Source organism: Psychrobacter sp. T6-6 (assembly GCF_052258185.1).
Classification (GTDB): Bacteria; Pseudomonadota; Gammaproteobacteria; order Pseudomonadales; family Moraxellaceae; genus Psychrobacter.
In genome coordinates this window covers 497,247-518,815 of sequence record NZ_JBQQEX010000002.1, presented here as the reverse complement: position 1 = coordinate 518,815, position 21,569 = coordinate 497,247, and the positions used below count along the sequence as shown (strand labels likewise).

Genomic DNA, 21,569 nt, shown 5'->3' with positions numbered 1-21,569 from the left:
GAATTAGTTCGGGCGATGTGAAGCCATAAAGTCTTTGACACGCTCAGAGGTAGGGTTGTCAAAGACTTGCTCAGGCGTACCGATCTCTTCGACCACACCTTGGTGCAAGAAGACCACCTTACTGGATACTTCACGGGCAAAACGCATTTCGTGGGTGACGATCAGCATCGTACGACCCTCTTCTGCTAGCTCTCGCATGACAGCAAGTACTTCGTTGACCAGCTCAGGGTCCAATGCCGAGGTTGGCTCATCAAACAACAGCACTTGTGGTTTCATAGCAAGTGCACGGGCAATAGCCACACGCTGGCGCTGACCGCCCGATAAGTTGGCTGGATAAGCATCTTTCTTGTCGAGTAGCCCTACTTTGTCGAGTAGCTGCTCAGCATCACTAATCGCTTGTGCTTTCTTAATCTTGAGCACCTGCGTCGGTCCCTCGATGATGTTTTGCAAAATGGTCTTATGCGGCCACAAGTTAAAGTTTTGGAAGACAAACCCCACGCGAGCACGCAGACTCTCTAACTGCTTGACGTCTGATGCTTGCAGCTCGCCTGACTTGGCAGGTTTGAGCATCAGCTCTTCATTGCCGATTAGGATGCGACCTTGATTTGGGTTTTCAAGCAAGTTAATGCAGCGCAGCAATGTTGATTTACCTGAGCCTGATGAGCCCAAAATAGAGATAACATCACCATCATAGGCGGTAAGAGATACCCCTTTTAGCACTTCTAGTGAGCCATAGCTTTTATGGATGTCTTGTAAGTCTAGGGCGATAGGCCGAGTCGGGGTTTTTGCAGTATCAAGCATGGTTCAGCAGACTTCCAATAAATATGAGTGAAAACACGAATAAAAATAAATATGAGCTTTATATAATAGTATAGGTATCTATAGCACTAGCGTAATAGTCCTATGCCTGAGCAGGCCAAGAGAAAAAATGCCACATTGTCTCTTATTCCACAGCAAAAAGGCAAATCTTGTGTTTAACCAGTCAGTTAGTCGTTACTACTGATTATGGCTACTTTATAAACCGTTGACCTAAAAAAGCCCAGACGGCATTTATCGCTCTGGGCTTTATTTTATCACTTTCGCGTACTAGGCGTGGTTTTATCTTATGCGTTTACACTGCGCCTTTGATACTGAGCCTTTGATCAGCAGCTGATGACAGCGCGTCACCCGTCATATGTAGCATAAAACGGGTACGCTATAACTCTTAGTACGTCGATACATGCTCTGAGTCTTCCGTACCATCGAGCACCTCTGCGTCATCTGCGGTGGCAACCGCCACATCATCTGTCGTTTCAACGACCATGCCGTCGTCAGCAGTAGCAACGGCGACGTCGTCAGAGCTGGTTGCTGTGGCGCTTTCTTCAACGCTCGTTTGCGCATCCACAGTCGTATCAGCTTGTGTTTCCATCGGTGTCTCATCTTTACTACATGCACTGAGCGCAAGCGCGCCTGCAACCAATCCAGCCGTCAACCAATTTTTATACGTTGCATTTTTAGTAGCCATGTTCATTCTCCATTATTTTATGATCCAGCACTATCTATTGTTAGCGCTGCTTTGTTAATGCTTACTATACTGATGATGCGTCATGGCTACCTTAGTATTTACAGCACAGTTCTGTTAAAGACACGTAAAGTTAGAGTGCAGTATTGATACCATTATCTAGTGGAGAATATATGATATTGCTCATGGCACTGTACTAAATAACTCACAGCGCTGTCCTAAATAAAGGATGATCAGCACGTTGTAAAGCGGGCGCTGTTCACAAAATCATCTTTACTATCGCCGCAATCTACTCTATTTTAAATAGCATAATGACCTACCGCTATGTAAGTAGGCATTCAAAACTTCTTTTTTTGCCAAATTTTCGCCTTTTTAGGCGCTTTTATTTAGAACCGCTTTTATCTATATAAAACCTGTATGACATAAGGAAAATAATTTATGAGTCAAGCAAATACGACAGACATCACAACCTACATGCACTCTGTTGGTAAGCAAGCACGTGCCGCTTCTCGCGCCCTTGCTGCTGCCAATACTGGCGATAAAAACGCCGCACTCATGGCGATTCATGATGAGCTCATCAACGCCAAGCAAGATATCTTGTCTGCCAACAAAATCGATATGGACAACGGTCAAAAGAACGACCTTGATAGTGCTCTGCTCGATCGCTTAGAGCTAAATGAAGCGCGCTTTGATGGCATGCTTCAAGGTCTTAAAGACGTGGCTGGTCTGCCTGATCCAATCGGCGAAGTCACTGACATGACCTATCAGCCATCAGGCATTCATCTTGGCAAGATGCGCGTACCACTGGGTGTGGTCGGTATGATTTATGAATCACGTCCTAACGTAACATTAGAGGCGGCCTCGCTGGCGCTAAAGTCAGGTAACGCGATTATCTTGCGCGGTGGTTCTGAAGCGTTTGAATCGAACCAAGCGATTGCGAAATGCATCATCAAAGGCCTTGGCCATACCGATCTCTCTGAGCACAGCGTGCAAGTATTGCAAACCACCGATCGTGCTGCTGTTGGTGAGTTGATTACGATGACTGACTATGTCGATGTCATTGTGCCACGTGGTGGTAAAGGTCTGATTGCCCGTATCAGTAACGACGCTAGAGTTCCTGTGATCAAGCATCTAGACGGTAACTGCCATACCTTTATTGATAGCGATGCTGATACAGACACGGCTATCAACGTCAGTGTCAATGCCAAAACCCATCGCTACGGTACTTGTAACACGATGGAGACGTTACTGGTCGATGCAGCAGTTGCAGGCGAGCTACTGCCTAAGATTGCTGAAGCCATCGTGGCTGCCGATGATGCCATGCAACTGCGTCTTGATGACAAATCGCAAGCCATCCTAAATGACAATGCTAAGCTTAACGGTCACTTATCTGCTGCCACCTCTGAGGATTGGGATACCGAGTATCTAGCCCCTATCCTCGCGGTAAAAGTTGTTGCAGGCATTGACGAGGCGATTGAGCATATCAATACGCATGGCAGTCACCATACTGATGTTATCATCACAGATAACTATACTAAATCACAACGCTTTATCCGCGAAGTGGACTCAGCAAGCGTAATGATCAATGCGTCTAGCCGTTTTGCAGATGGTTTCGAATATGGTCTGGGTGCTGAGATTGGTATCTCAACGGACAAAATCCATGCACGTGGCCCTGTCGGTCTCGAAGGTCTTACTTCACAAAAATGGATCGTCTACGGTCATGGCGAGACTCGTGCGTAATCATACGAGCATTCACTACGCCCATGAGTAACCAAAAACGTCAGCAATTTTGCTGGCGTTTTTCATTTGAATAATAGGTATGCAAATTATAGATATTTGAGTCATAGGTTTTTAAATTATAGGCATTTAAATTATAGGGAGCGGTGCAACCATGCAAAGTGGCAAGATTAAACACTGGAATCAGGATAAAGGCTATGGCTTTATCGATGTAGATGACCAAAGTGAAGATGTGTTTTTTCATATTAGTAACGCACGATTGGTAGAGCCTATAACGGTTGGTCAAAGCGTGTATTTCAATAGTACCCGTAATGAAAAAAACCAGTTGCGAGCCACCGAAGTCACACCGTCGTCACTGAGCATTGCACCAGATACTGGGCCAAATGCGCCCAGTAAAACACCTAGTGATAGCAAGCGACGCAATCATTCAAATCACATTAACCAAAACTCCGTTAATCAAAATCGTAGACAAAATAACACTCAATACGGCGGTCAAAACAGCAGTCAAAATAAAAGAAGCCTAGGCTCTACCCTATTTAGTCTCATTGCTATTATCGCCATTGCTGTCTATTTCTTTGGCGATATCAGCTCAACGTTATTTGCTAATAGTGTTGAGTCAACCACCTCGGCGCAAACTGCCTCAGATAGTACAAGTCAAATCAGTACCAATAGCACTGCTGCCAGCATAACAGGTGATGCACAAGTCGATAATACGATTGCGCTCATCCAGCAAGGTGGACCATACCCTTACCCAAATAAGGATGGCACGACGTTTTATAATCGTGAAGGCAGACTACCGACACAGTCACAAGGCTACTACCGCGAGTACACCGCACCCACACCTGGCGTCTCACATCGCGGCGCACGTCGTATCGTCACAGGGGGTTATCCACCTACTGTGTATTACTTGACCATCGATCATTACGATAGTTTTCAAAGACTGCAGGTGCCTTAGTGCTAAACAAACAAATACTGAGCAAACAGATATGCAGCATAGATAAGGAGCAACGGACATGAAACAAGCAGATATAAAAAAAGCAAATATCGATCAAGAAAGTATAAGCCAAGCCATCCACTATATTAACCAAAGCCATGTTGATCAAGACCGTATTAATCAAAGCCACATTAACCAAAACGGTACAGCACTACATGCGGATATTCCTGCGCAGGCTGTTACCATACCGGCGGGTGACATACTGGATAAAACCACGCTATTGACGAGTCTTGCCCGCGCCTGTGAGTTCCCTAATTACTTTTCGTACAACTGGGACAGTGCATGGGACTGCCTGACAGATAGCGATGTGATGCACCTGATGCTTGATTTGACGGGAGCAAAAAGTATAAACACCGAAGACTTCAATATGTTTAAGTGCATCATTGAAGATGCCTATCGAGACTTTGGCAAACCACAATTGTGGATCATTATGCCATCTGCAGATGAGATCTAGTGTTGTTAATAGAGTAATCACCGTTAATCATTCATCATCATAAAAACCTGAATCATAGAAACCTGAATTCGAGATAAAGCCATATTTATCCCGAATTCAGGTTAATTTATTTTATACAAAGGATTAACCTATGGAGATTACCTTAAACGGTTATTACACCCTGATACTCGCGACCTTAGTGCTACTGCTGGGGCGTTTTTTGGTAAAGAGAGTCAAGTTTTTAGAAGACTTCAATATTCCTGAGCCTGTTGCAGGCGGTCTAGTCGCAGCGATTGTTGTTTATGTTCTCAATATGGTTTGGGGATATAGCTTCAACTTTCATCAAGGGCTACAAACTGCCACCATGTTGATGTTTTTTGCCTCTATCGGTCTGAGCGCTGATTTTAGTCGTCTAAAAGCGGGTGGTACACCGCTATTGATCTTCACCATCGTAGTATCCGTATTTATCGTGCTACAAGATGTCGTTGGTGTGGCTATGGCAAGTGCATTAGGGCTTGATCCGCTACTCGGTCTGGTCACAGGTTCTATCGCTCTGACGGGTGGCCACGGTACTGCTGGGGCTTGGGGCATTACATTAGAAGAGGACTACGGCGTGGTTGGCGCGACCACATTAGGTATCGCTGTTGCGACTTATGGTTTGGTCGCAGGCGGCATCGTCGGTGGTCCCGTGGCGCGTCGTTTGATCAATCGACTTGGCCTAAAGCCTGCGCCTGCTAATCCGAACCCAAGCGATATAGAAAAGGTCGCAGGAAATCAGTCGCTGTATAGCACGAAACACGATGAGGAGTCGGCAGGTAGTAATAAAGATATCTTTGAGAGACCTGATAGCATGCGCTTTATCACGGCGTCCTCTACTATCGAAACCTTGGCGCTATTTGCAGGCGCTTTGGCTTTTGCCGATGTGATGGCCATAGTTGCTGAAGGCACTTGGTTTGAGTTGCCGACATTCGTGTGGGCACTGGCAGGCGGCGTGATCATACGTAATGTACTAACCATGGTCTTCAACTTTGATATGTTTGACCGCTCGATTGATGTGCTTGGTAATGCGTCATTGAGTCTGTTTTTGGCGATGGCATTGCTGTCCTTGAAACTATGGCAATTGACCGATTTGGCAGGTCCTGTATTGATTATATTGGTCGTACAGACCATCATTATGATTATCTATGTTTACCTAATTACCTTTAAAGTCATGGGCAAAGACTATGATGCGGCGGTACTATCAGCAGGACATTGCGGTTTTGGTATGGGGGCGACCCCGACGGCGATTGCCAATATGCAAGCAGTTACGGATCGCTATCTGCCCTCGCCCAAAGCGTTTTTAATCGTGCCAATGGTAGGTGCGTTCTTTGTCGATATCGTCAATGCGACGATATTGCAGATATTTACCAAGTTGCCGTTTATGTAGGCTAATGCTGTCGTAGATTGAAGATTGATAGCTGTCTATAAAATCAAGAATGCCAGACATCAAAAAGCCCGCCAAGACTCATCTTGGCGGGCTTTTTTAATTATCAAGTTATCATAGCGTATTTAATCAAACCCACTATTTATACTTTTTGATTTCACCACTCTTCACACGAGCGACGAAAGAATTCACTTCTTTTTTCACAATTGGCATCAAGAAGTATAGACCGATGATGTTAAAGATCGCCATAGCGAACAGAGCCGCATCTGCGAAGTCGATAACAAAACCAAACTGTATGACAGTACCGATAACGACGAAGACTAAAAATATAATTTTGTATATTATTTCTTTAGTTCTACCTTCACCGAAGAGGTAAGTCCAAGCTTTTAGACCATAATATGACCATGAAATCATCGTTGAAAATGCGAACATGATTACAGCTAAGGCTAGGAAATACTGAAAAATTGGAGCCGTTTGCATAAAGGCGGCACGGGTTAGCTCTACACCAGTGATCGCTTGATCTTGCAAGTTTGCTGCTGTGTTCACACCAGAGATGGTAATCACTAACGCAGTCATAGTACAAATGACAACCGTATCAATGAAAGGCTCTAGTAAAGCTACCAAACCTTCAGTTGCAGGCTCATTTGTTTTTACCGCGGAGTGAGCAATAGCGGCTGAACCGACACCTGCTTCATTAGAGAAAGTTGCCCGTTTTAAACCCTGAATCAACGCACCGATAAAGCCACCAGCCACGCCAGCACCAGTGAAGGCACCTGTGAAAATCTCTCCAAATGCTGTGCCAATTTGGTTAAAGTTAGCAACCAGTACGATTACTGCCATAGTAATGTATAACAAAGCCATAAAGGGTACGACTTTTTCGGTAACGGTTGCTATGCGAGGCATACCACCAAGGATGACCGAACCGACTAAAACCGCTAAGACAACACCAAAGATTATACTGTACTCAGTAGGAATAGAAAAAGTAGAGCTTACCATTGCAAAGGCTTGGTTGCCTTGAAACATGTTGCCAGCACCAAAGGTTGCTAGTATCGTCATAAGGGCAAAACCAACGGCTAAAACCTTACCAAATCCGCCCATACCACGTTCAGCCATACCGCGGCTTAGATAGTACATAGGTCCACCTGATACGGCACCAGAGGGCAGTATAGTACGGTATTTAACACCTAGCGTACACTCTACAAACTTAGATGCCATACCGAACAGGCCAACCACGATCATCCAAAAGGTAGCACCAGGTCCACCAATAGCAAGGGCGGCACCTACACCAGCAATATTACCCAGACCGACCGTGCCTGATAGAGCAGTCGCCAAGGCTTGGAAATGACTAACCTCGCCTTCTTCTTTAATAGCAGGATTAGGATCGGTATATTTACCTCTGACGATATTCAGAGATAACCCTACAAGACGAAACTGAATAAAGCCAAAGTAAAAGGTAAAGACTAAGGCGGCAACCAACAACCAACCTACAATGAGTGGGAAGCTAACGTCCCCAAGCGGTACTGAGAAGAAAATAAGATCAACGAACCAGCCAAATATACTGGCCATGAAACTGTCGAGACCTGCCCCAAATGCTGCTAAACCTGATTGCTCTGCTGCTTGAGCAAGAGTAGTGCTAAGTAATAGCATCGTTGCGACTAAAGATTGTTTTTTCATATAAATCCCTTTAGTAAAAATAATATTTATATCGTTACTTAATCAATTACATCGACACTAATACAAAGTGTAATTATTTATTATACTTTGTATTAGTATTATTACTAAATGTTCAATGCTGACTATATACTAATACTCTTGTATAAACAAAAAAAATTTATATGTTTTTCTCGACTAAACATCAACTTAGCGTTCTTATATTGACAATTAAAGTCAGACAAGCCCACTGTATTTATCAAATAATGTTGATAGTGGTTTGAGGTGTACATAACAGACTTAAAATTACTAGATGATAATACCAGCACAAAGTTGCGCTAGATGATCTAATATTTATAGAGGACAACAAAAAACCGCCTAGCAAATGCTAAGCGGTTTTTTATTTTGGCAGTTTTTAAGTAGCGCTGACTTAATCAGTATAGATTTAAGTTTACTGGTTCTTCTCGTACACTGGCAGCTCTTTGCAGATCGCTTCTACTTTACCGCGTACTTCAGTTGCAACTGCTTCATCACCGCGACTGTCTAGCACGTCACAGATCCAACCTGCCAGGTCAGCTGCTTGTGCTTCGTTAAAGCCACGAGTCGTGATTGCTGGCGTACCGATACGGATACCAGAGGTCACGAATGGTGACTTTGGATCGTTTGGTACTGCGTTTTTGTTGACAGTGATGTGTGCATCACCAAGCCACTTGTCCGCTTCTTTACCGGTCATTTCTTGCTTAACGAGGCTGATCAGCATTAGATGGTTTTCAGTACCACCAGAGATGATGTCATAGCCGCGCTCTTGGATGACTTTCGCCATTGCTTGTGCATTCTTGACTACTTGCTGTTGATAGGTTTTGAAGTTGTCTTCTAGCGCTTCTTTAAAGCAGACCGCTTTTGCCGCGATGACGTGCATCAACGGACCGCCTTGGTTGCCTGGGAATACCGCAGAATTAAGCTTTTTAGCCAATTTTTCATCACGTGACAAGATCATACCTGAGCGCGGGCCACGTAGGGTTTTGTGCGTGGTAGTGGTGGCTACATCAGCAAAAGGTATTGGGTTTGGATAAACACCGCCTGCAACCAGACCAGCAACGTGTGCCATATCTACCAACAGATACGCGCCTACTTCGTCAGCGATGTCACGGAAACGCTGCCAATCGACTACTTGTGAATACGCTGAAAAGCCAGCAATGATCATTTTTGGCTTGTGTTCACGTGCTAGAGCGTCTACTTGGTCATAATCGATCAAACCAGTACCGTCTACCAACCCATACTGTACAGCATTGTAGTTCAGGCCTGAGAAATTAATGTGCGCGCCATGCGTCAAGTGACCACCAGCATCTAAGCTCATGCCCAGTACGGTGTCATTTGCTTCTAGCAATGCTAAAAACACCGCAGAGTTTGCTTGGCTACCAGAGTGTGGCTGGACATTGACATACTCAGCGCCGAACAACTCTTTTGCACGGTCAATTGCCAATTGTTCAACGACATCCACATGCTCACAACCACCGTAGTAACGCTTACCAGGATAGCCTTCCGCGTATTTATTGGTCAGGTCAGTACCCTGCGCTTCCATTACTGCTTGTGAGCAGTAGTTCTCAGACGCAATCAATTCGATATGGTTTTCTTGACGAACGCTTTCTGCGGCCATGGCTTCAGCAAGTACTGGATCAAAATCTTTGATAGAAATATCTTTAAACATAGTGATGTCCTAAGTAGTGACTGTCATTGAAAAAATGTCATTGAAAAGAAGCTGATAGCCTGCCCACAATAAAACAACTAATGCGTCAACGTCGCTTGAGGTATGTTAAACACCTCTGCACTCTGTTTTTCTACAATCTGTTGTCTTTTTACGTTCTGTCTTATGGTATGTCCACTATTGTGAATGGCGTCTATTAGCAAAGAATAAAATAAGAACAAACACAGGCGATTAACCTGCTATTAACTTGACTGATTCGTCAATAAAATCGATATACATTTGCATCGATATCACTGCGAAAGATTAAGTGTAACATGAAAATTTGTGCGATGAGCGCAAAAAAACCTCACCTTAAGATGAGCGAATTAAATGGTCATATAACGCAGCTAAATAGCCAACAAAATAAAGGATTTACCCATTGAGAATTTTCGCTTGACTGCCTTTTCATACTGATAAAGGCATGAAATATTTTTATAGATCTTTAGATAAAAACGCAGGCAAGAACGTTTCGCTAATCATGAGTGTGCGGCCATACCAGTCATAACGCGTTTGCCGTTGCCAACCGTCACTCGTATGGCTAATAAAACGCTCGTTCGGCAAGGTACGGCAGCGCTTGAATAGTACATAGCCGATAGGGGTGTTTTTTAGTTGCTGAAGACGACGTGCCTGACCCTGCAAACTATATAGAGGAAAGATACTTTGGGCTTGTACCCATGGCGCGTCGTCACAGCCATAGAGGTGTACTTCACGCACCCATGCCAGCAGCGGTCGTCCTAACATACCACCTATGATACCCAGTTGCTTTTTTTGCATTAAAGACAGCTGTCGATAGCCCTCAAAGCTACGTTTTACCCGCAGTGGCTGCCCTGCCCTCTCTTCTAGCATAGCAGTGAGAGAGCCTTTGGCACCCAGCCAAGGTAACAGCTCGGTAGGTGGTAGATAATGAGTAGAATGAGACTGGTTACAGGTCATAGTTGATAGCTGGTACGCTTTGATAGGTATTTGATAGTTAAAAGGTGCTTGCGCGTAGAAGCAGCATTCACCATGGCTGATTGCCGTTATAAGTGACTGCTATGAGTTGCTACTATTAAAATCAGGCATATTATCCGCGTTAAAAGGTAGCGCCTCAAACGCCTGCTTGCGATACTGTGCCATATGCATCCGATCTCTCATACAAAAGTCACCAATCGCAGGTACAAACCGCGGATCATAAATACGGTGGATAGAGTGCGTCGTTGTTGGAATAAATCCTCGAACCAGTTTATGCTCTCCTTGTGTCCCAGGATCAAAAAACGTCAACCCCTGCTCGATGGCAAACTCAAGACCTTGATAATAGCATAGCTCAAAATGCAAACTGTCATACTCCCCTAGCGCACCCCAGTATCGACCATACAAGGTTGCATTATCACTAACATCAACATTGTCGCTATCAGGATTCTGATTATCGCTATCAGGGTCATCATATAAGAACAGACTACTCGCGATAATCTCACCACTAGCATCAAACGCTTGTGCGAGCATAATATGTCTAGGCATACTCGCTGCCAATGCCATAAAAAAGTCTAGCGTGAGATAAGGCTGCTGTCCACGCACCGCATAGGTCATGACATAGCAATGATAAAAAGCTTTCCAGTCTGCCTCACTGATTGCATCGCCGCACTTTCGCTCACAGGTGATACCTTGCTCTGCAACTTTACGGCGCTCGGCACGAATGGTTTTGCGTTTTTTGGCTTTTAGCGTCATCAAAAACGCATCAAAATCAGCAAATGGTTGACTGTTATTGAGCAAGTCTTTGTTTTGCCATAAGAACTGGCAGCCTTGGCGCTCGAGTATAGGCATCTCGATAGGCACGGCATCAATACCACTCTCTTGTGCGACTATCGCACGCTCTACATCAACTTCAGTAGGCATAGAGGTGGTAGCAATAGATGCCAGCGTAGGAGTGACAAATAGCCCATGCCAGCTTGAGGCACCCACTTGCTGGGCAATATCGTCGATACCTGCAATGGCTGTTTTGAGGATATCGTCGTTTAGGGTTTGCCCTTTTGCTATCCAAAGACGCTGACCCGTAATCGGTGTATAGGGCACGCTGGTGACCAAACGCGGATAATAATCTACGCCATAGCGCGCGTAAGCTTCCGCCCATGAATGATCAAATACAAACTCACCCCGATGATGACCCTTTATAAATACAGGCATCACGGCCACAGGTTGCCATGCATTGTTTGCAGTGCTGCTTACTGAGCCATCGGTACTGTCTTCATTATCAGCATGATCGTCGACTCGATGTACCAAAATAAATATTGGTAGCCAGCCTGCTTGCTCACCAATCGCGCCAGTGTCAGTCAAAGCTTGCCAAAACTCAAATGACATAAAAGGGGTATCTGGCGTTTGCCATTCTGTCTGGCTCTGCCAACTGGTATCATTGATCAGCGCATACTCTAAACTCATATTCATCGTCGCTATATATAGATAATCTATCTGTTGATGACCTAGCCTAGCAAACTTTTGCAGTTTTGCTGTCACAATTTGCAAAAATTATTGCGGCGTAATAAAAAAACCACCGATTGAGAGGTCGATGGTTTTTTATTACGCGGTTGCTGTAGCATTTGGGTCGATATAAAAGCCCATAAAAAGACAGTAGTTGTATGGAAAAGATGATATCGAAGCCGATGACTGGTAGAATAAGGTTGTTATTAGCTTAGTACAATTAGAAATCATAGGATATGGATTAAAACAGTATACTTAGTTCATCGTATATGATTGACAACCTATTGGATTTATAGTGGATTGATTATAATATACCGTCAGTGAATGACTCTTAAGCAATATCGCATCACAGTTGACGTATTGCCTAAGAGTGCTGCTTGAATAAATATTATTAAAAGAAAATGCTTTACCCGTCTTGAATATTGCTAACTTGAATATTGCTAAGCAGCTACATACAACGTACTTGATCGAACGATATCATTCATTATTGCATAGTATCATTGACCCATCTTCAACACTGTATTTGAGCTTTATTATTAACGACAACTAAAGGAAGATCTAAATAAAATGTCAAAAATTATTTATACAAAAACTGACGAAGCCCCAGCGCTGGCGACTCTATCTTTTTTACCTATTATTAAAGCGTTTACGCAAACTGCAGGCGTCTCTGTTGAGAGCAGTGATATCTCTGTTGCCGCGCGTATATTGGCCGAGTTCCCTGAGTACTTGACTGAAGAGCAACGTGTTCCTGACAACTTAGCTGAGCTTGGTCGCCTGACTCAAGACCCAAACACCAATATCATCAAACTACCTAACATCAGTGCTTCTGTACAGCAGCTTAGAGCCGCTATCAAAGAATTACAAAGCAAAGGCTTTGCACTACCTGACTTCCCAGAAGATCCACAAACTGATGAAGAAAAAGAATTGCGTAAGCGCTATGGCAAGAGCCTAGGTAGCTCTGTCAACCCAGTACTTCGTGAAGGCAACTCAGATCGCCGCGCGCCAAAAGCAGTCAAAAACTATGCCCGAAAACATCCGCACTCTATGGGCGAATGGAAACAGTGGTCAAGCACGCATGTATCACACATGCATGGTGGCGATTTCTATGATGGCGAACAATCAATCACGCTAGACAAAGCCCGTACCGTACGTATGGAGCTACTACTTGATGATGGCACCACAAAAGTATTAAAACCTAAACTTGCGCTACTTGATAAAGAAATCATCGATTTGATGGTTATGAGCAAAGCCGCGTTGCTAGATTTTTATGAGCGTGAAATGGAAGACTGCCGCGAAGCTGGTATTCTATTCTCACTGCACGTAAAAGCCACCATGATGAAGGTGTCACACCCTATCGTATTTGGTCACGCGGTACGTATTTACTATAAAGAAGCTTTTGAAAAGCATGGCGAGTTCTTTGATGAGCTAGGCATAAATGTAAACAACGGTATGGCAGATCTATACGACAAAATCGCAACCCTACCATCATCAAAACGCGAAGAGATTGAGCGCGACCTACATGCCTGTCAAGAGCATCGCCCGCGTCTGGCGATGGTGGACTCTTCAAAAGGTATCACCAACTTCCATTCGCCAAGTGATGTCATCGTTGATGCCTCTATGCCAGCGATGATTCGCTCAGGTGGTAAGATGTGGGGTGCAGACGGCAAAATGTATGACTGTAAAGCCGTTATGCCAGAGTCTACCTTTGCTCGTATCTACCAAGAGATGATTAATTTCTGCAAGTGGCATGGCAACTTTGATCCAAAAACAATGGGCACCGTGCCTAACGTTGGCTTGATGGCTCAAAAAGCTGAAGAATATGGTTCACATGACAAAACATTTGAATCTAGCGATGCGGGTACTGCTCGCATTGTAGATGTGGATACCGATGAAGTATTGCTAGAAAAGCGCGTTGAGAAAGGCGATATCTGGCGCATGTGTCAGACCAAAGATGAGCCTATCCAAGATTGGGTAAAACTTGCGGTACGCCGTGCGCGCGATTCAGATACACCAGTTATCTTCTGGTTAGATCCATACCGTCCACATGAGAACGAGCTGATCAAAAAGGTCAGAACGTATCTAAAAGATCATGACACTAATGGCTTACATATCGAAATCATGTCTCAGGTTCGCGCCATGCGTTATACCCTAGAGCGTGTCGCTCGTGGTCTTGATACCATCTCTGCTACTGGTAACATCTTACGTGATTACCTCACTGACTTATTCCCAATCCTAGAGCTAGGTACCAGTGCCAAGATGCTATCGGTTGTGCCATTAATGAAAGGCGGCGGTTTGTTTGAGACAGGCGCTGGCGGTTCTGCACCAAAGCATGTTCAGCAGCTCACAGAAGAAAACCATTTACGTTGGGATTCTTTGGGCGAGTTCTTGGCATTGACAGAGTCTCTGGATCATCTGGCGACAAATGATAAGAATGCCAAAGCCAAAGTGTTGGCTGACACGTTAGATACCGCAACTGAGAAGTTGCTATTGAACGACAAGTCGCCATCACGCAAGACAGGCGAGCTGGACAACCGTGGTAGTCACTTCTATCTTGCCATGTACTGGGCAGAAGAGCTGGCGGCGCAAGATCGAGACGCGGAACTAAAAGCGACGTTCGCAGAGCTGTCGCAAAATCTGCAAGACAACGAAGCGGCTATCGTCAAAGAGTTCAATGATGCTCAAGGCAAATCTGTAGATATCAAAGGCTACTACTATGCTGACGAAAAACTGGCGACACAAGTAATGCGTCCAAGCAAATTGTTTAACGACGCATTGGCATCGCTATAGTTTGTTTAAATAGCTGTGCCGAGATAATTGAGCATAATTGTCTTTAGTCTTTAAAGTCAAAGTTAGTTATGCCGGTTATGGTTATGCTATTTACAGTCATTGTAAATCAAACACCTCAATGGTCTTAGGACATTGAGGTGTTTTTTATGCGCGCTCTAAAAATATGGAACGCTCGCTTTTATACATTACCCTATGTAAAAGGTTGACCTTATCGTTCACCTTTCATACTCAAAACCATAATTATTAGCTTTATTCTACCTTTTCAGTTTTCAAGTACACAAAAAAAAGCCACCTACGTCAGCAAATGGCTTTTAATGATGTTTAATAGAACGCGGTGCTGTGAGCACTTATATGATTTAAAACTTCTATGGCGCAGCACGTATATCGCTAAGCATCCATATGCTTAATGACTGCTTTACCAAATTCAGAGGTACTGAGTAAGATAGCGTCGGGCATGAGACGTTCAAAATCATACGTCACTGTTTTGTTTGCAATCGCACCTTTGATACCGTCGATGATAAGATCAGCCGCCTCACACCAGCCCATGTCACGTAGCATCATCTCAGCAGATAGTATCAATGACCCTGGGTTTACTTTGTTTTGACCAGCATATTTGGGCGCGGTACCATGTGTCGCTTCGTATACTGCGATAGCACCGCCTTTGTTCGCTCCTGGCGCAATACCGATACCGCCGACCTCAGCCGCTAGCGCATCAGAGATATAGTCGCCATTTAGGTTGAGCGTTGCGACTACAGAATAGTCTGCAGGACGCATCAAAATCTGTTGCAGAAACGCATCAGCAATCACATCTTTGATAATGATGTCGTTGCCGGTTTTTGGGTTTTTTATCGTCATCCATGGGCCACCATCTAATAGCTCAGCACAAAAGCGCTCTGCTGCCAGCTCGTAGCCCCAATCCTTGAATGCCCCTTCAGTAAATTTCATAATATTGCCTTTGTGTACCAGTGTCACATTTGGCAAATCATTATCAATAGCATACTGGATTGCTTTACGTACTAGACGCTGGGAGCCTTCTTTTGAGACAGGTTTGATACCGATACCGCAGTTATCATCAAAACGAATCTTGGTCACGCCCATCTCTTCTTTTAGGAATTTAATAACTTTTTTAGCATCCTCGCTACCTGCTTTCCACTCGATGCCAGCATAGATGTCTTCTGAGTTTTCACGAAAAATAACCATATCTGTCAGCTCAGGATGCTGAACCGGGCTTGGCACGCCTTCAAACCAACGTACTGGACGCTGACAAACATATAGGTCGAGCTCCTGACGTACTGCCACATTGAGTGAGCGAAAGCCACCACCCACTGGCGTGGTCAATGGGCCCTTGATACTAACGACATAGTCTTTTAAAATCTCTAACGTCTCACTTGGTAGATAATCACCGTCGTATATCTTGGCCGCTTTTTCGCCGAGATACGCTTCCATCCACACAATAGATTTTTTGCCATGATAGGCTTTATCGACCGCAGCATCGACCACCTTTCTCATGACGGGTGTGATGTCTACCCCGATACCATCGCCTTCAATAAACGGAATAATCGGATGATTGGGGACGTTTAACGACAAATCAGCATTTACGGTCACTTTTTCGCCGTCTCTTGGTACGATAACCTTATCATATGACATAGATGATACTCCTTGGTTGTCTGTTATAGATCGAAAATGATTTGAACACGCTATTATGCCAACGGTTTTTTATCGTTATAACGCTTAAAAACTTATGATTTGAACAAATATTAACTGAGCAAAGCTGCGATAACTGTAGTCCTGGTATCATTGGTTTGAACCGTACTAAAAATAGTTTTAAGCGACAAAAGCTAAAACGAAAGTAACATCGCAATCAAACTGAATGCTTATCTCGCCAAAAATACAAAAAACCACTATTGAGATATGGATTTAGAATAGCAATAAACCTATATGACCACTGTCCTACTTTTGTAGCGGATGATGCGACATCTATTCTGTCACTGACAAGACGGCTATGCTGATTGTTTAATGCCGATTACTCAATACTGGCGTGACCTTATAAGACATAGGCTACAATAGACCACCACTCACCAAATACTAGGAAATATCGTTTTATGTCTAGTCTCGTTTTATTCAACAAGCCTTATGGCGTGCAAAGTCAGTTCAGAGATGACAGCAATAACGATCACACTACCCTATCTGAGTACTTTACCGATAAGTCTTTACGTGTGGCAGGTAGGCTTGATGCCACATCAGAGGGTCTACTTATTTTGACCGATGATGGGCGTGTCAATAAAGCAATCACTCATCCACCCAAGGCCAATGCTGGACGCAAGCAAGGTAAGACTTACTTAGTACAAGTCGAGGGGATTCCTACTACCGAGCAACTGAGCAAACTGCGTAAAGGCGTGATTCTAAAAGATGGTAAGACCCTGCCCGCCACTGTTAAACACGTCCGTGAAGATGAGTTGCCAATGATGCTCTGGCAGCGTAACCCACCGATACGTGAGCGTAAAAGTGTGCCGGACTCATGGCTGATGATGACGATTTACGAAGGTAAAAACCGTCAAGTTAGACGCATGACTGCTCATGTTGGTCTACCTTGTCTACGCTTGATCCGTTGGTCGGTTGCAGGGTTTGAACTTGACAATCTAGGGGTTGGTGAGTTTGTGCGCATCTCCTTAGATAGCGCACATTATCAGCAATTGGGTATTATCAATCAGTGAACACTACTTAGCTGTCTGTTGCTGAGTTGCTCGTTGCTCAGTTACCGATATATAATTTCATATAATCTAAAGATATTACGACCTATTAAACATAGCGTCTCGAATGGGTAAGGTTTATCTGCTAAAATTCGGCACGTCATTGGTTATGTATAGCCATTAGTTGTATCAAGTGGGTCTTATCCATTTATCGTCTTATTTTATAATAGGAATATGTCATGATTGCTTCTCATCGTTTTGCTTTGTTGGCTACCAGCGTTTTCGCGGCGCTTTTTCTGAGCGCGTGTCAACCAGCAGCAGAGAACAATCAACCAGCACCCGTTGAAGAAAGCACGTCACCAGTGACTGATACTACTCATGCTGAGCATGACGGCATGAGCGAGGATACATTACAAGACGATGTAAACGTCGCGGATGGTTCCGAGATGACTGATATTCTTAGAGACTACAAGAAAACCATGACCAATATGCATGCTGAGATGCTGGTTGGAATGGGTTATAACGACCCTGATACTGCGTTTGCCAAAGGTATGCTTGGGCATCATCGCGGTGCGATAGAGATGGCAAAAATCCAGTTAAAATACGGTACTGATGAGGCTATGCGCCAGCTTGCTCAAGGCATTATCACCGCACAGCAAGCTGAGATTGATATTCTAAATAAATGGCTAGCCAGCCACCCTGATGCACCCAAACCTAAGCCTAATACGATTGCCATGCAGCAGGCATATGCCAAAAGCATGGAAGATATGCATGGTGATATGACATTAGGTATTGCCGATCCTATGCCTGATATGGCCTTTGCACGGGGTATGTTACCGCATCATATTGGCGCAGTAGACATGGCAAAAGTCCAGCTCGAGTACGGCACCGATGAGGAAATGCGCCAATTGGCACAGAGTATTATCGATACACAACAAGCAGAAATTGATATCATGCAAAATTGGATTGCAGCGCTTCAAGTTTTGAATAGCACTAAGAACAGCACTGACGTTATGGATCCTGATAGCCAGTCTACTGAAAACGAAAGTTCGGACAGTGAAGACACCGATAATAACCGTGTTGATAAAAGTACTGAGGCACAGTAGTAAGAATATCGGGAAGCAGTAAGCTACTAATGACAATCCCCCAACAAGCACTATTGCTTGTTGGGGGATTATCGTCAGTGCAGCATTTGTCGGTGCGGTATAGGTTATGAATGGCGTTGCGTATCGCGAGCTATACTAGCGCACCTAATGTTGACACACCACTTGATACATCTAATCTGACTGATGATTCATAACATTTAGCCACATCTCCCAGCCTGCTTCTGCTTGCGCCTCATCGCCATTGCCTTGTAAAGCCTTGCCTTCTTTTGCTAAGCATAGACCGATCTTGTGAGGGAATGACTTTTCGCTAGCATCATTGCTATCTATGCTGTCTTTTTGATGCGCTTTAGTTGGTTGTACTTGAACACACATCAGCTCATCACGGCGGAACAAGTAACACTCGATAGGACGCTTAGCGTTACTAAGCGAAGCTAACTGCTTGCTGTCTGCTTTTATACCATCAATCGCAACAATGATGTCATGTGCTGAGATGCCAGCTCTGGCAGCCACGCTACCACGCATCACACGATTGACCTTGAGTCCGACTGGCGTTTCGCTACAGCGCATGCCCCAAGGCACATGTTTATCAGCCACTTCCTTTTTATTTGCCTGTATTTTGATACCGTTTTCGATTAGCAACGTCTCAATGGGTAGCTCCTCTACTCCATTAACATAACGATGCTCAAAATCCTCCCACTCTGCTAGCGGCATGAACTGCCCAATCACCGTACCCATATCGGCACTACTGATACCGATACGTTTATTGTCTTTTTGCTTGGCTTGAGTATAGAACGCTTTGACCACATCAAAGAGACGATAGCGACCATCAGTGTTTTTTAGCAGTATCAGATCCAAACACAATGCCACTAGCGCACCTTTGTTGTAGTAGCTGATACCTGCATTGCCCGTATTTTCGTCAGTACGATACAGCTTGATCCACGCATCGAAACTCGACTCTGCCACGCTTTGGTTGCTGCGACCAGGTGTTTGATAGTAACGATTGATTTGTTCTGCCAATAATCTCAGATAGCTTGGCTTGTCGATCACACCAGACGCCTGCAGCATAAAATCATCGATATAAGAGGTAAATCCTTCAAACACCCAAAGCAGAGGCGTAAATGCTTCGCGGCGTAGATCAACATCGATCATGACATCGGGACGCACTGTTTTGACCCACCACGAGTGAAAATACTCATGACTGCATAAGCCCAAGAACCGTTGATAATCGGTACTGGGTAGTTTTGGCTCATCCATATTTGGTAAGTCACGGCGCGGCGTAATCAGGCTAGTAGAGTTAATATGCTCAAGCCCGCCGTAATCTTGACCACTGGCAAAGGTCATAAAAGTATAATCATTGAATGGCGCATCGCCCAGCCAGTCTAGATAAGTCTGGCAAATCTGAGTGACATCTTGCTGTAGCCTGCCCATGTTGGCGCTATGCTTACCTGAGAGATAAAAACTGTGCTGCAGCGTCTCATGCTGATTATCCTTGATAATAAAATCAAATTTTTGCTGCTCTGCAATCTCGAAAGGATAGTCGATCAGCTCGTGGTAGTTGTCTGCCTGTAACTGATAACTGTGCTGTCCATCTGTGTCCTGACCTTCAACACGCAGATGAGTAGCTGCCAAACCACACGCCAAGAGTACATTATTCTCTTTTTTATCTAGCAAAAATGCCGCAGGTACAATCAAACTGACCTGTACGGGTTCCAGCTCTTGTCCATCAATTGCGAGTGCGAGCGAGGTAAAATTACCATACAGACGCTGCTGGTCAACATACGCCGTACGCACTGATAAATCATAACAGTAGACTTCGTACGCGACATTTACCGTTTGTCCTGCCTGTACAGCTGGGAGTTGCCACGTATGTTTATCTATTTTTTGTGCGCGATAAGTCTTGGAGGACTCGTCACCCTCTTTTATTTGGCTGTCTATGATTTGATAGTGTACCGCAGTAATATTGCGGGCAAACTCACGCATCAAATAACTGCCTGGTATCCATGCTGGTAGCCAAAGTTGAGGCGCGGCTGAGGTTGTCGTAAAGGTCAGTGACACATCAACCAAATGCTCAGAAAAACGCGCAAAATCGAACCGATAACTGATCAAGGGCAGTCGCTTGGCATCATTGTGGCTGATGGACACATCGCTCGTTGGTTGATTGTTGGCAGTATTGGTAAATGAAGTCATCGTCTCTCTCTTCCTTATTTTTATCATTATGGTAGAAGCCAGTTCTAAAAAACGCAACTCCCAAACCTTAAATAGCCCATAGCTACCCATCAACTATAGAAAATAACAGTTATTATTGTAAATTGGGGCATTAATTGGCTTTTTTTATGTTTTTTGCCTTGAAACTCATGTGACCCATCTCAATTAAAGATGCTAACTGCTAAAGTTACTTTAATAAACTGATGATAATTGACTAATATCGTGGCTATTTGGCTTGCTGATTGGCTTTTTTAGGTTTATTGCAACCGCATTTAATTTTTTACATAGATATATTTAGGATATTTTATGACTACTATCGCAAAAGACACTGCCGTCAAATTTAACTACACGCTAAAAGACGACGAAGGCAATATCCTTGACCAATCACCAGAAGGTCAGCCACTTGCTTATCTACATGGTCACAGCAACATTATCCCAGGCCTAGAAGCACAATTAGAAGGCAAATCTGCTGGCGAAAAAGTCAACGCAGTTGTTGAGCCTGCTGATGGCTACGGTGAGTATCAAGAGCAAGCAGTACAGCACGTACCACGTGAGAACTTCCAAGGCGTTGATGACATTCAGCCTGGTATGCAGTTCCAGTCAGAAGCTGGTGGTCAAGTTATGCTAGTTACTGTAACTGACGTGAACGAGCAAGAAGTTACTGTTGATGCAAACCATCCATTGGCTGGTAAGCGTCTGACATTTGATGTTGAGATCCAAGAAGTACGTGCAGCAACTGAAGACGAACTAAACCACGGCCATGTACATGGTGCAGGTGGCGTTGAGCACTAATCTCTCCTAGAGTACAGTGAACAGCTATTGAGTGATGAGTTATTATTAGACTTGTC

General features: G+C 44.3%; 16 protein-coding genes. 8 read left to right on the top strand and 8 right to left on the bottom strand.

The features are described from left to right. Positions 1–3: 3 nt before the first annotated feature. Positions 4–801 (bottom strand): ABC transporter ATP-binding protein, encoded by a 798-nt coding sequence (locus tag ACTXGL_RS05390; protein WP_443525379.1) that lies wholly within the window; start codon positions 799–801, stop codon positions 4–6. A 403-nt stretch (positions 802–1,204) separates the two neighbouring features. Further along, positions 1,205–1,504, bottom strand: coding sequence for a hypothetical protein (locus ACTXGL_RS05385; protein WP_443525377.1), 300 nt, complete (start codon positions 1,502–1,504; stop codon positions 1,205–1,207). Positions 1,505–1,939: 435 nt separating this feature from the next. Between ACTXGL_RS05385 and ACTXGL_RS05380 the strand changes: the two genes are divergently transcribed. From ACTXGL_RS05380 to gltS, 4 genes are all read left to right on the top strand, one after another. Beyond that, positions 1,940–3,241, top strand: a complete 1,302-nt coding sequence (locus tag ACTXGL_RS05380) for a glutamate-5-semialdehyde dehydrogenase (RefSeq protein WP_443525375.1) — start codon at positions 1,940–1,942, stop codon at positions 3,239–3,241. Positions 3,242–3,392: 151 nt separating this feature from the next. After that, on the top strand, positions 3,393–4,193 hold the full coding sequence (locus ACTXGL_RS05375; RefSeq protein ID WP_443525373.1) for a ribonuclease domain-containing protein: 801 nt from the start codon (positions 3,393–3,395) through the stop codon (positions 4,191–4,193). Positions 4,194–4,251: 58 nt separating this feature from the next. Beyond that, complete coding sequence (locus tag ACTXGL_RS05370; protein ID WP_443525371.1) at positions 4,252–4,686, top strand: barstar family protein; 435 nt, start codon at positions 4,252–4,254, stop codon at positions 4,684–4,686. A gap of 130 nt (positions 4,687–4,816) precedes the next feature. Further along, on the top strand, positions 4,817–6,091 hold the full coding sequence (gene gltS, locus ACTXGL_RS05365) for a sodium/glutamate symporter (protein ID WP_443525370.1): 1,275 nt from the start codon (positions 4,817–4,819) through the stop codon (positions 6,089–6,091). A 135-nt stretch (positions 6,092–6,226) separates the two neighbouring features. On the opposite strand, the gene ACTXGL_RS05360 is transcribed toward gltS, so the two are convergent. The 4 genes from ACTXGL_RS05360 to ACTXGL_RS05345 form a co-directional block, all read right to left on the bottom strand. Continuing rightward, on the bottom strand, positions 6,227–7,762 hold the full coding sequence (locus ACTXGL_RS05360) for an alanine/glycine:cation symporter family protein (protein WP_443525368.1): 1,536 nt from the start codon (positions 7,760–7,762) through the stop codon (positions 6,227–6,229). Between the two features lie 427 nt (positions 7,763–8,189). Continuing rightward, positions 8,190–9,446: a serine hydroxymethyltransferase gene (gene glyA, locus ACTXGL_RS05355; RefSeq protein WP_319051105.1), complete on the bottom strand. Its 1,257-nt coding sequence runs from the start codon at positions 9,444–9,446 to the stop codon at positions 8,190–8,192. Positions 9,447–9,914: 468 nt separating this feature from the next. After that, entirely contained in the window at positions 9,915–10,415 is a 501-nt protein-coding gene (locus ACTXGL_RS05350; protein WP_443525365.1) for a chorismate--pyruvate lyase family protein, read from the bottom strand. 99 nt (positions 10,416–10,514) lie between these two features. Further along, positions 10,515–11,894: a GNAT family N-acetyltransferase gene (locus ACTXGL_RS05345; RefSeq protein WP_443525364.1), complete on the bottom strand. Its 1,380-nt coding sequence runs from the start codon at positions 11,892–11,894 to the stop codon at positions 10,515–10,517. A 606-nt stretch (positions 11,895–12,500) separates the two neighbouring features. On the opposite strand from ACTXGL_RS05345, the gene ACTXGL_RS05340 reads away from it, so the two are divergent. Continuing rightward, positions 12,501–14,720 (top strand): NADP-dependent isocitrate dehydrogenase, encoded by a 2,220-nt coding sequence (locus ACTXGL_RS05340; protein ID WP_443525362.1) that lies wholly within the window; start codon positions 12,501–12,503, stop codon positions 14,718–14,720. Positions 14,721–15,107: 387 nt separating this feature from the next. On the opposite strand, the gene icd is transcribed toward ACTXGL_RS05340, so the two are convergent. Beyond that, positions 15,108–16,367 carry an NADP-dependent isocitrate dehydrogenase gene (icd, locus tag ACTXGL_RS05335; protein WP_443525361.1) on the bottom strand — a complete coding sequence of 420 codons (1,260 nt, stop codon included), beginning with the start codon at positions 16,365–16,367 and terminating at the stop codon, positions 15,108–15,110. Between the two features lie 455 nt (positions 16,368–16,822). On the opposite strand from icd, the gene ACTXGL_RS05330 reads away from it, so the two are divergent. Both ACTXGL_RS05330 and copM read left to right on the top strand, forming a co-directional pair. Next, on the top strand, positions 16,823–17,434 hold the full coding sequence (locus ACTXGL_RS05330; protein ID WP_443525360.1) for an rRNA large subunit pseudouridine synthase E: 612 nt from the start codon (positions 16,823–16,825) through the stop codon (positions 17,432–17,434). A gap of 215 nt (positions 17,435–17,649) precedes the next feature. Further along, positions 17,650–18,516, top strand: coding sequence for a CopM family metallochaperone (gene copM, locus ACTXGL_RS05325; RefSeq protein WP_443525358.1), 867 nt, complete (start codon positions 17,650–17,652; stop codon positions 18,514–18,516). 171 nt (positions 18,517–18,687) lie between these two features. Here copM and ACTXGL_RS05320 read toward each other — a convergent pair whose 3' ends face one another. After that, positions 18,688–20,703: a M61 family metallopeptidase gene (locus ACTXGL_RS05320; RefSeq protein WP_443525357.1), complete on the bottom strand. Its 2,016-nt coding sequence runs from the start codon at positions 20,701–20,703 to the stop codon at positions 18,688–18,690. A 324-nt stretch (positions 20,704–21,027) separates the two neighbouring features. Between ACTXGL_RS05320 and ACTXGL_RS05315 the strand changes: the two genes are divergently transcribed. Then, positions 21,028–21,513, top strand: a complete 486-nt coding sequence (locus tag ACTXGL_RS05315; protein ID WP_319051113.1) for an FKBP-type peptidyl-prolyl cis-trans isomerase — start codon at positions 21,028–21,030, stop codon at positions 21,511–21,513. Positions 21,514–21,569 lie beyond the last annotated feature (56 nt).

Coding starts and splice junctions, on each gene's coding strand:
- ACTXGL_RS05315 (WP_319051113.1), top strand. CDS start 21,028: ATGACTACTATCGCAAAAGACACTGCCGTCAAATTTAACTACACGCTA.
- ACTXGL_RS05350 (WP_443525365.1), bottom strand. CDS start 10,415: ATGACCTGTAACCAGTCTCATTCTACTCATTATCTACCACCTACCGAG.
- ACTXGL_RS05345 (WP_443525364.1), bottom strand. CDS start 11,894: ATGAGTTTAGAGTATGCGCTGATCAATGATACCAGTTGGCAGAGCCAG.
- copM (WP_443525358.1), top strand. CDS start 17,650: ATGATTGCTTCTCATCGTTTTGCTTTGTTGGCTACCAGCGTTTTCGCG.
- ACTXGL_RS05380 (WP_443525375.1), top strand. CDS start 1,940: ATGAGTCAAGCAAATACGACAGACATCACAACCTACATGCACTCTGTT.
- gltS (WP_443525370.1), top strand. CDS start 4,817: ATGGAGATTACCTTAAACGGTTATTACACCCTGATACTCGCGACCTTA.
- ACTXGL_RS05320 (WP_443525357.1), bottom strand. CDS start 20,703: ATGACTTCATTTACCAATACTGCCAACAATCAACCAACGAGCGATGTG.
- icd (WP_443525361.1), bottom strand. CDS start 16,367: ATGTCATATGATAAGGTTATCGTACCAAGAGACGGCGAAAAAGTGACC.
- ACTXGL_RS05385 (WP_443525377.1), bottom strand. CDS start 1,504: ATGGCTACTAAAAATGCAACGTATAAAAATTGGTTGACGGCTGGATTG.
- ACTXGL_RS05360 (WP_443525368.1), bottom strand. CDS start 7,762: ATGAAAAAACAATCTTTAGTCGCAACGATGCTATTACTTAGCACTACT.
- ACTXGL_RS05330 (WP_443525360.1), top strand. CDS start 16,823: ATGTCTAGTCTCGTTTTATTCAACAAGCCTTATGGCGTGCAAAGTCAG.
- ACTXGL_RS05370 (WP_443525371.1), top strand. CDS start 4,252: ATGAAACAAGCAGATATAAAAAAAGCAAATATCGATCAAGAAAGTATA.
- ACTXGL_RS05390 (WP_443525379.1), bottom strand. CDS start 801: ATGCTTGATACTGCAAAAACCCCGACTCGGCCTATCGCCCTAGACTTA.
- ACTXGL_RS05375 (WP_443525373.1), top strand. CDS start 3,393: ATGCAAAGTGGCAAGATTAAACACTGGAATCAGGATAAAGGCTATGGC.
- glyA (WP_319051105.1), bottom strand. CDS start 9,446: ATGTTTAAAGATATTTCTATCAAAGATTTTGATCCAGTACTTGCTGAA.
- ACTXGL_RS05340 (WP_443525362.1), top strand. CDS start 12,501: ATGTCAAAAATTATTTATACAAAAACTGACGAAGCCCCAGCGCTGGCG.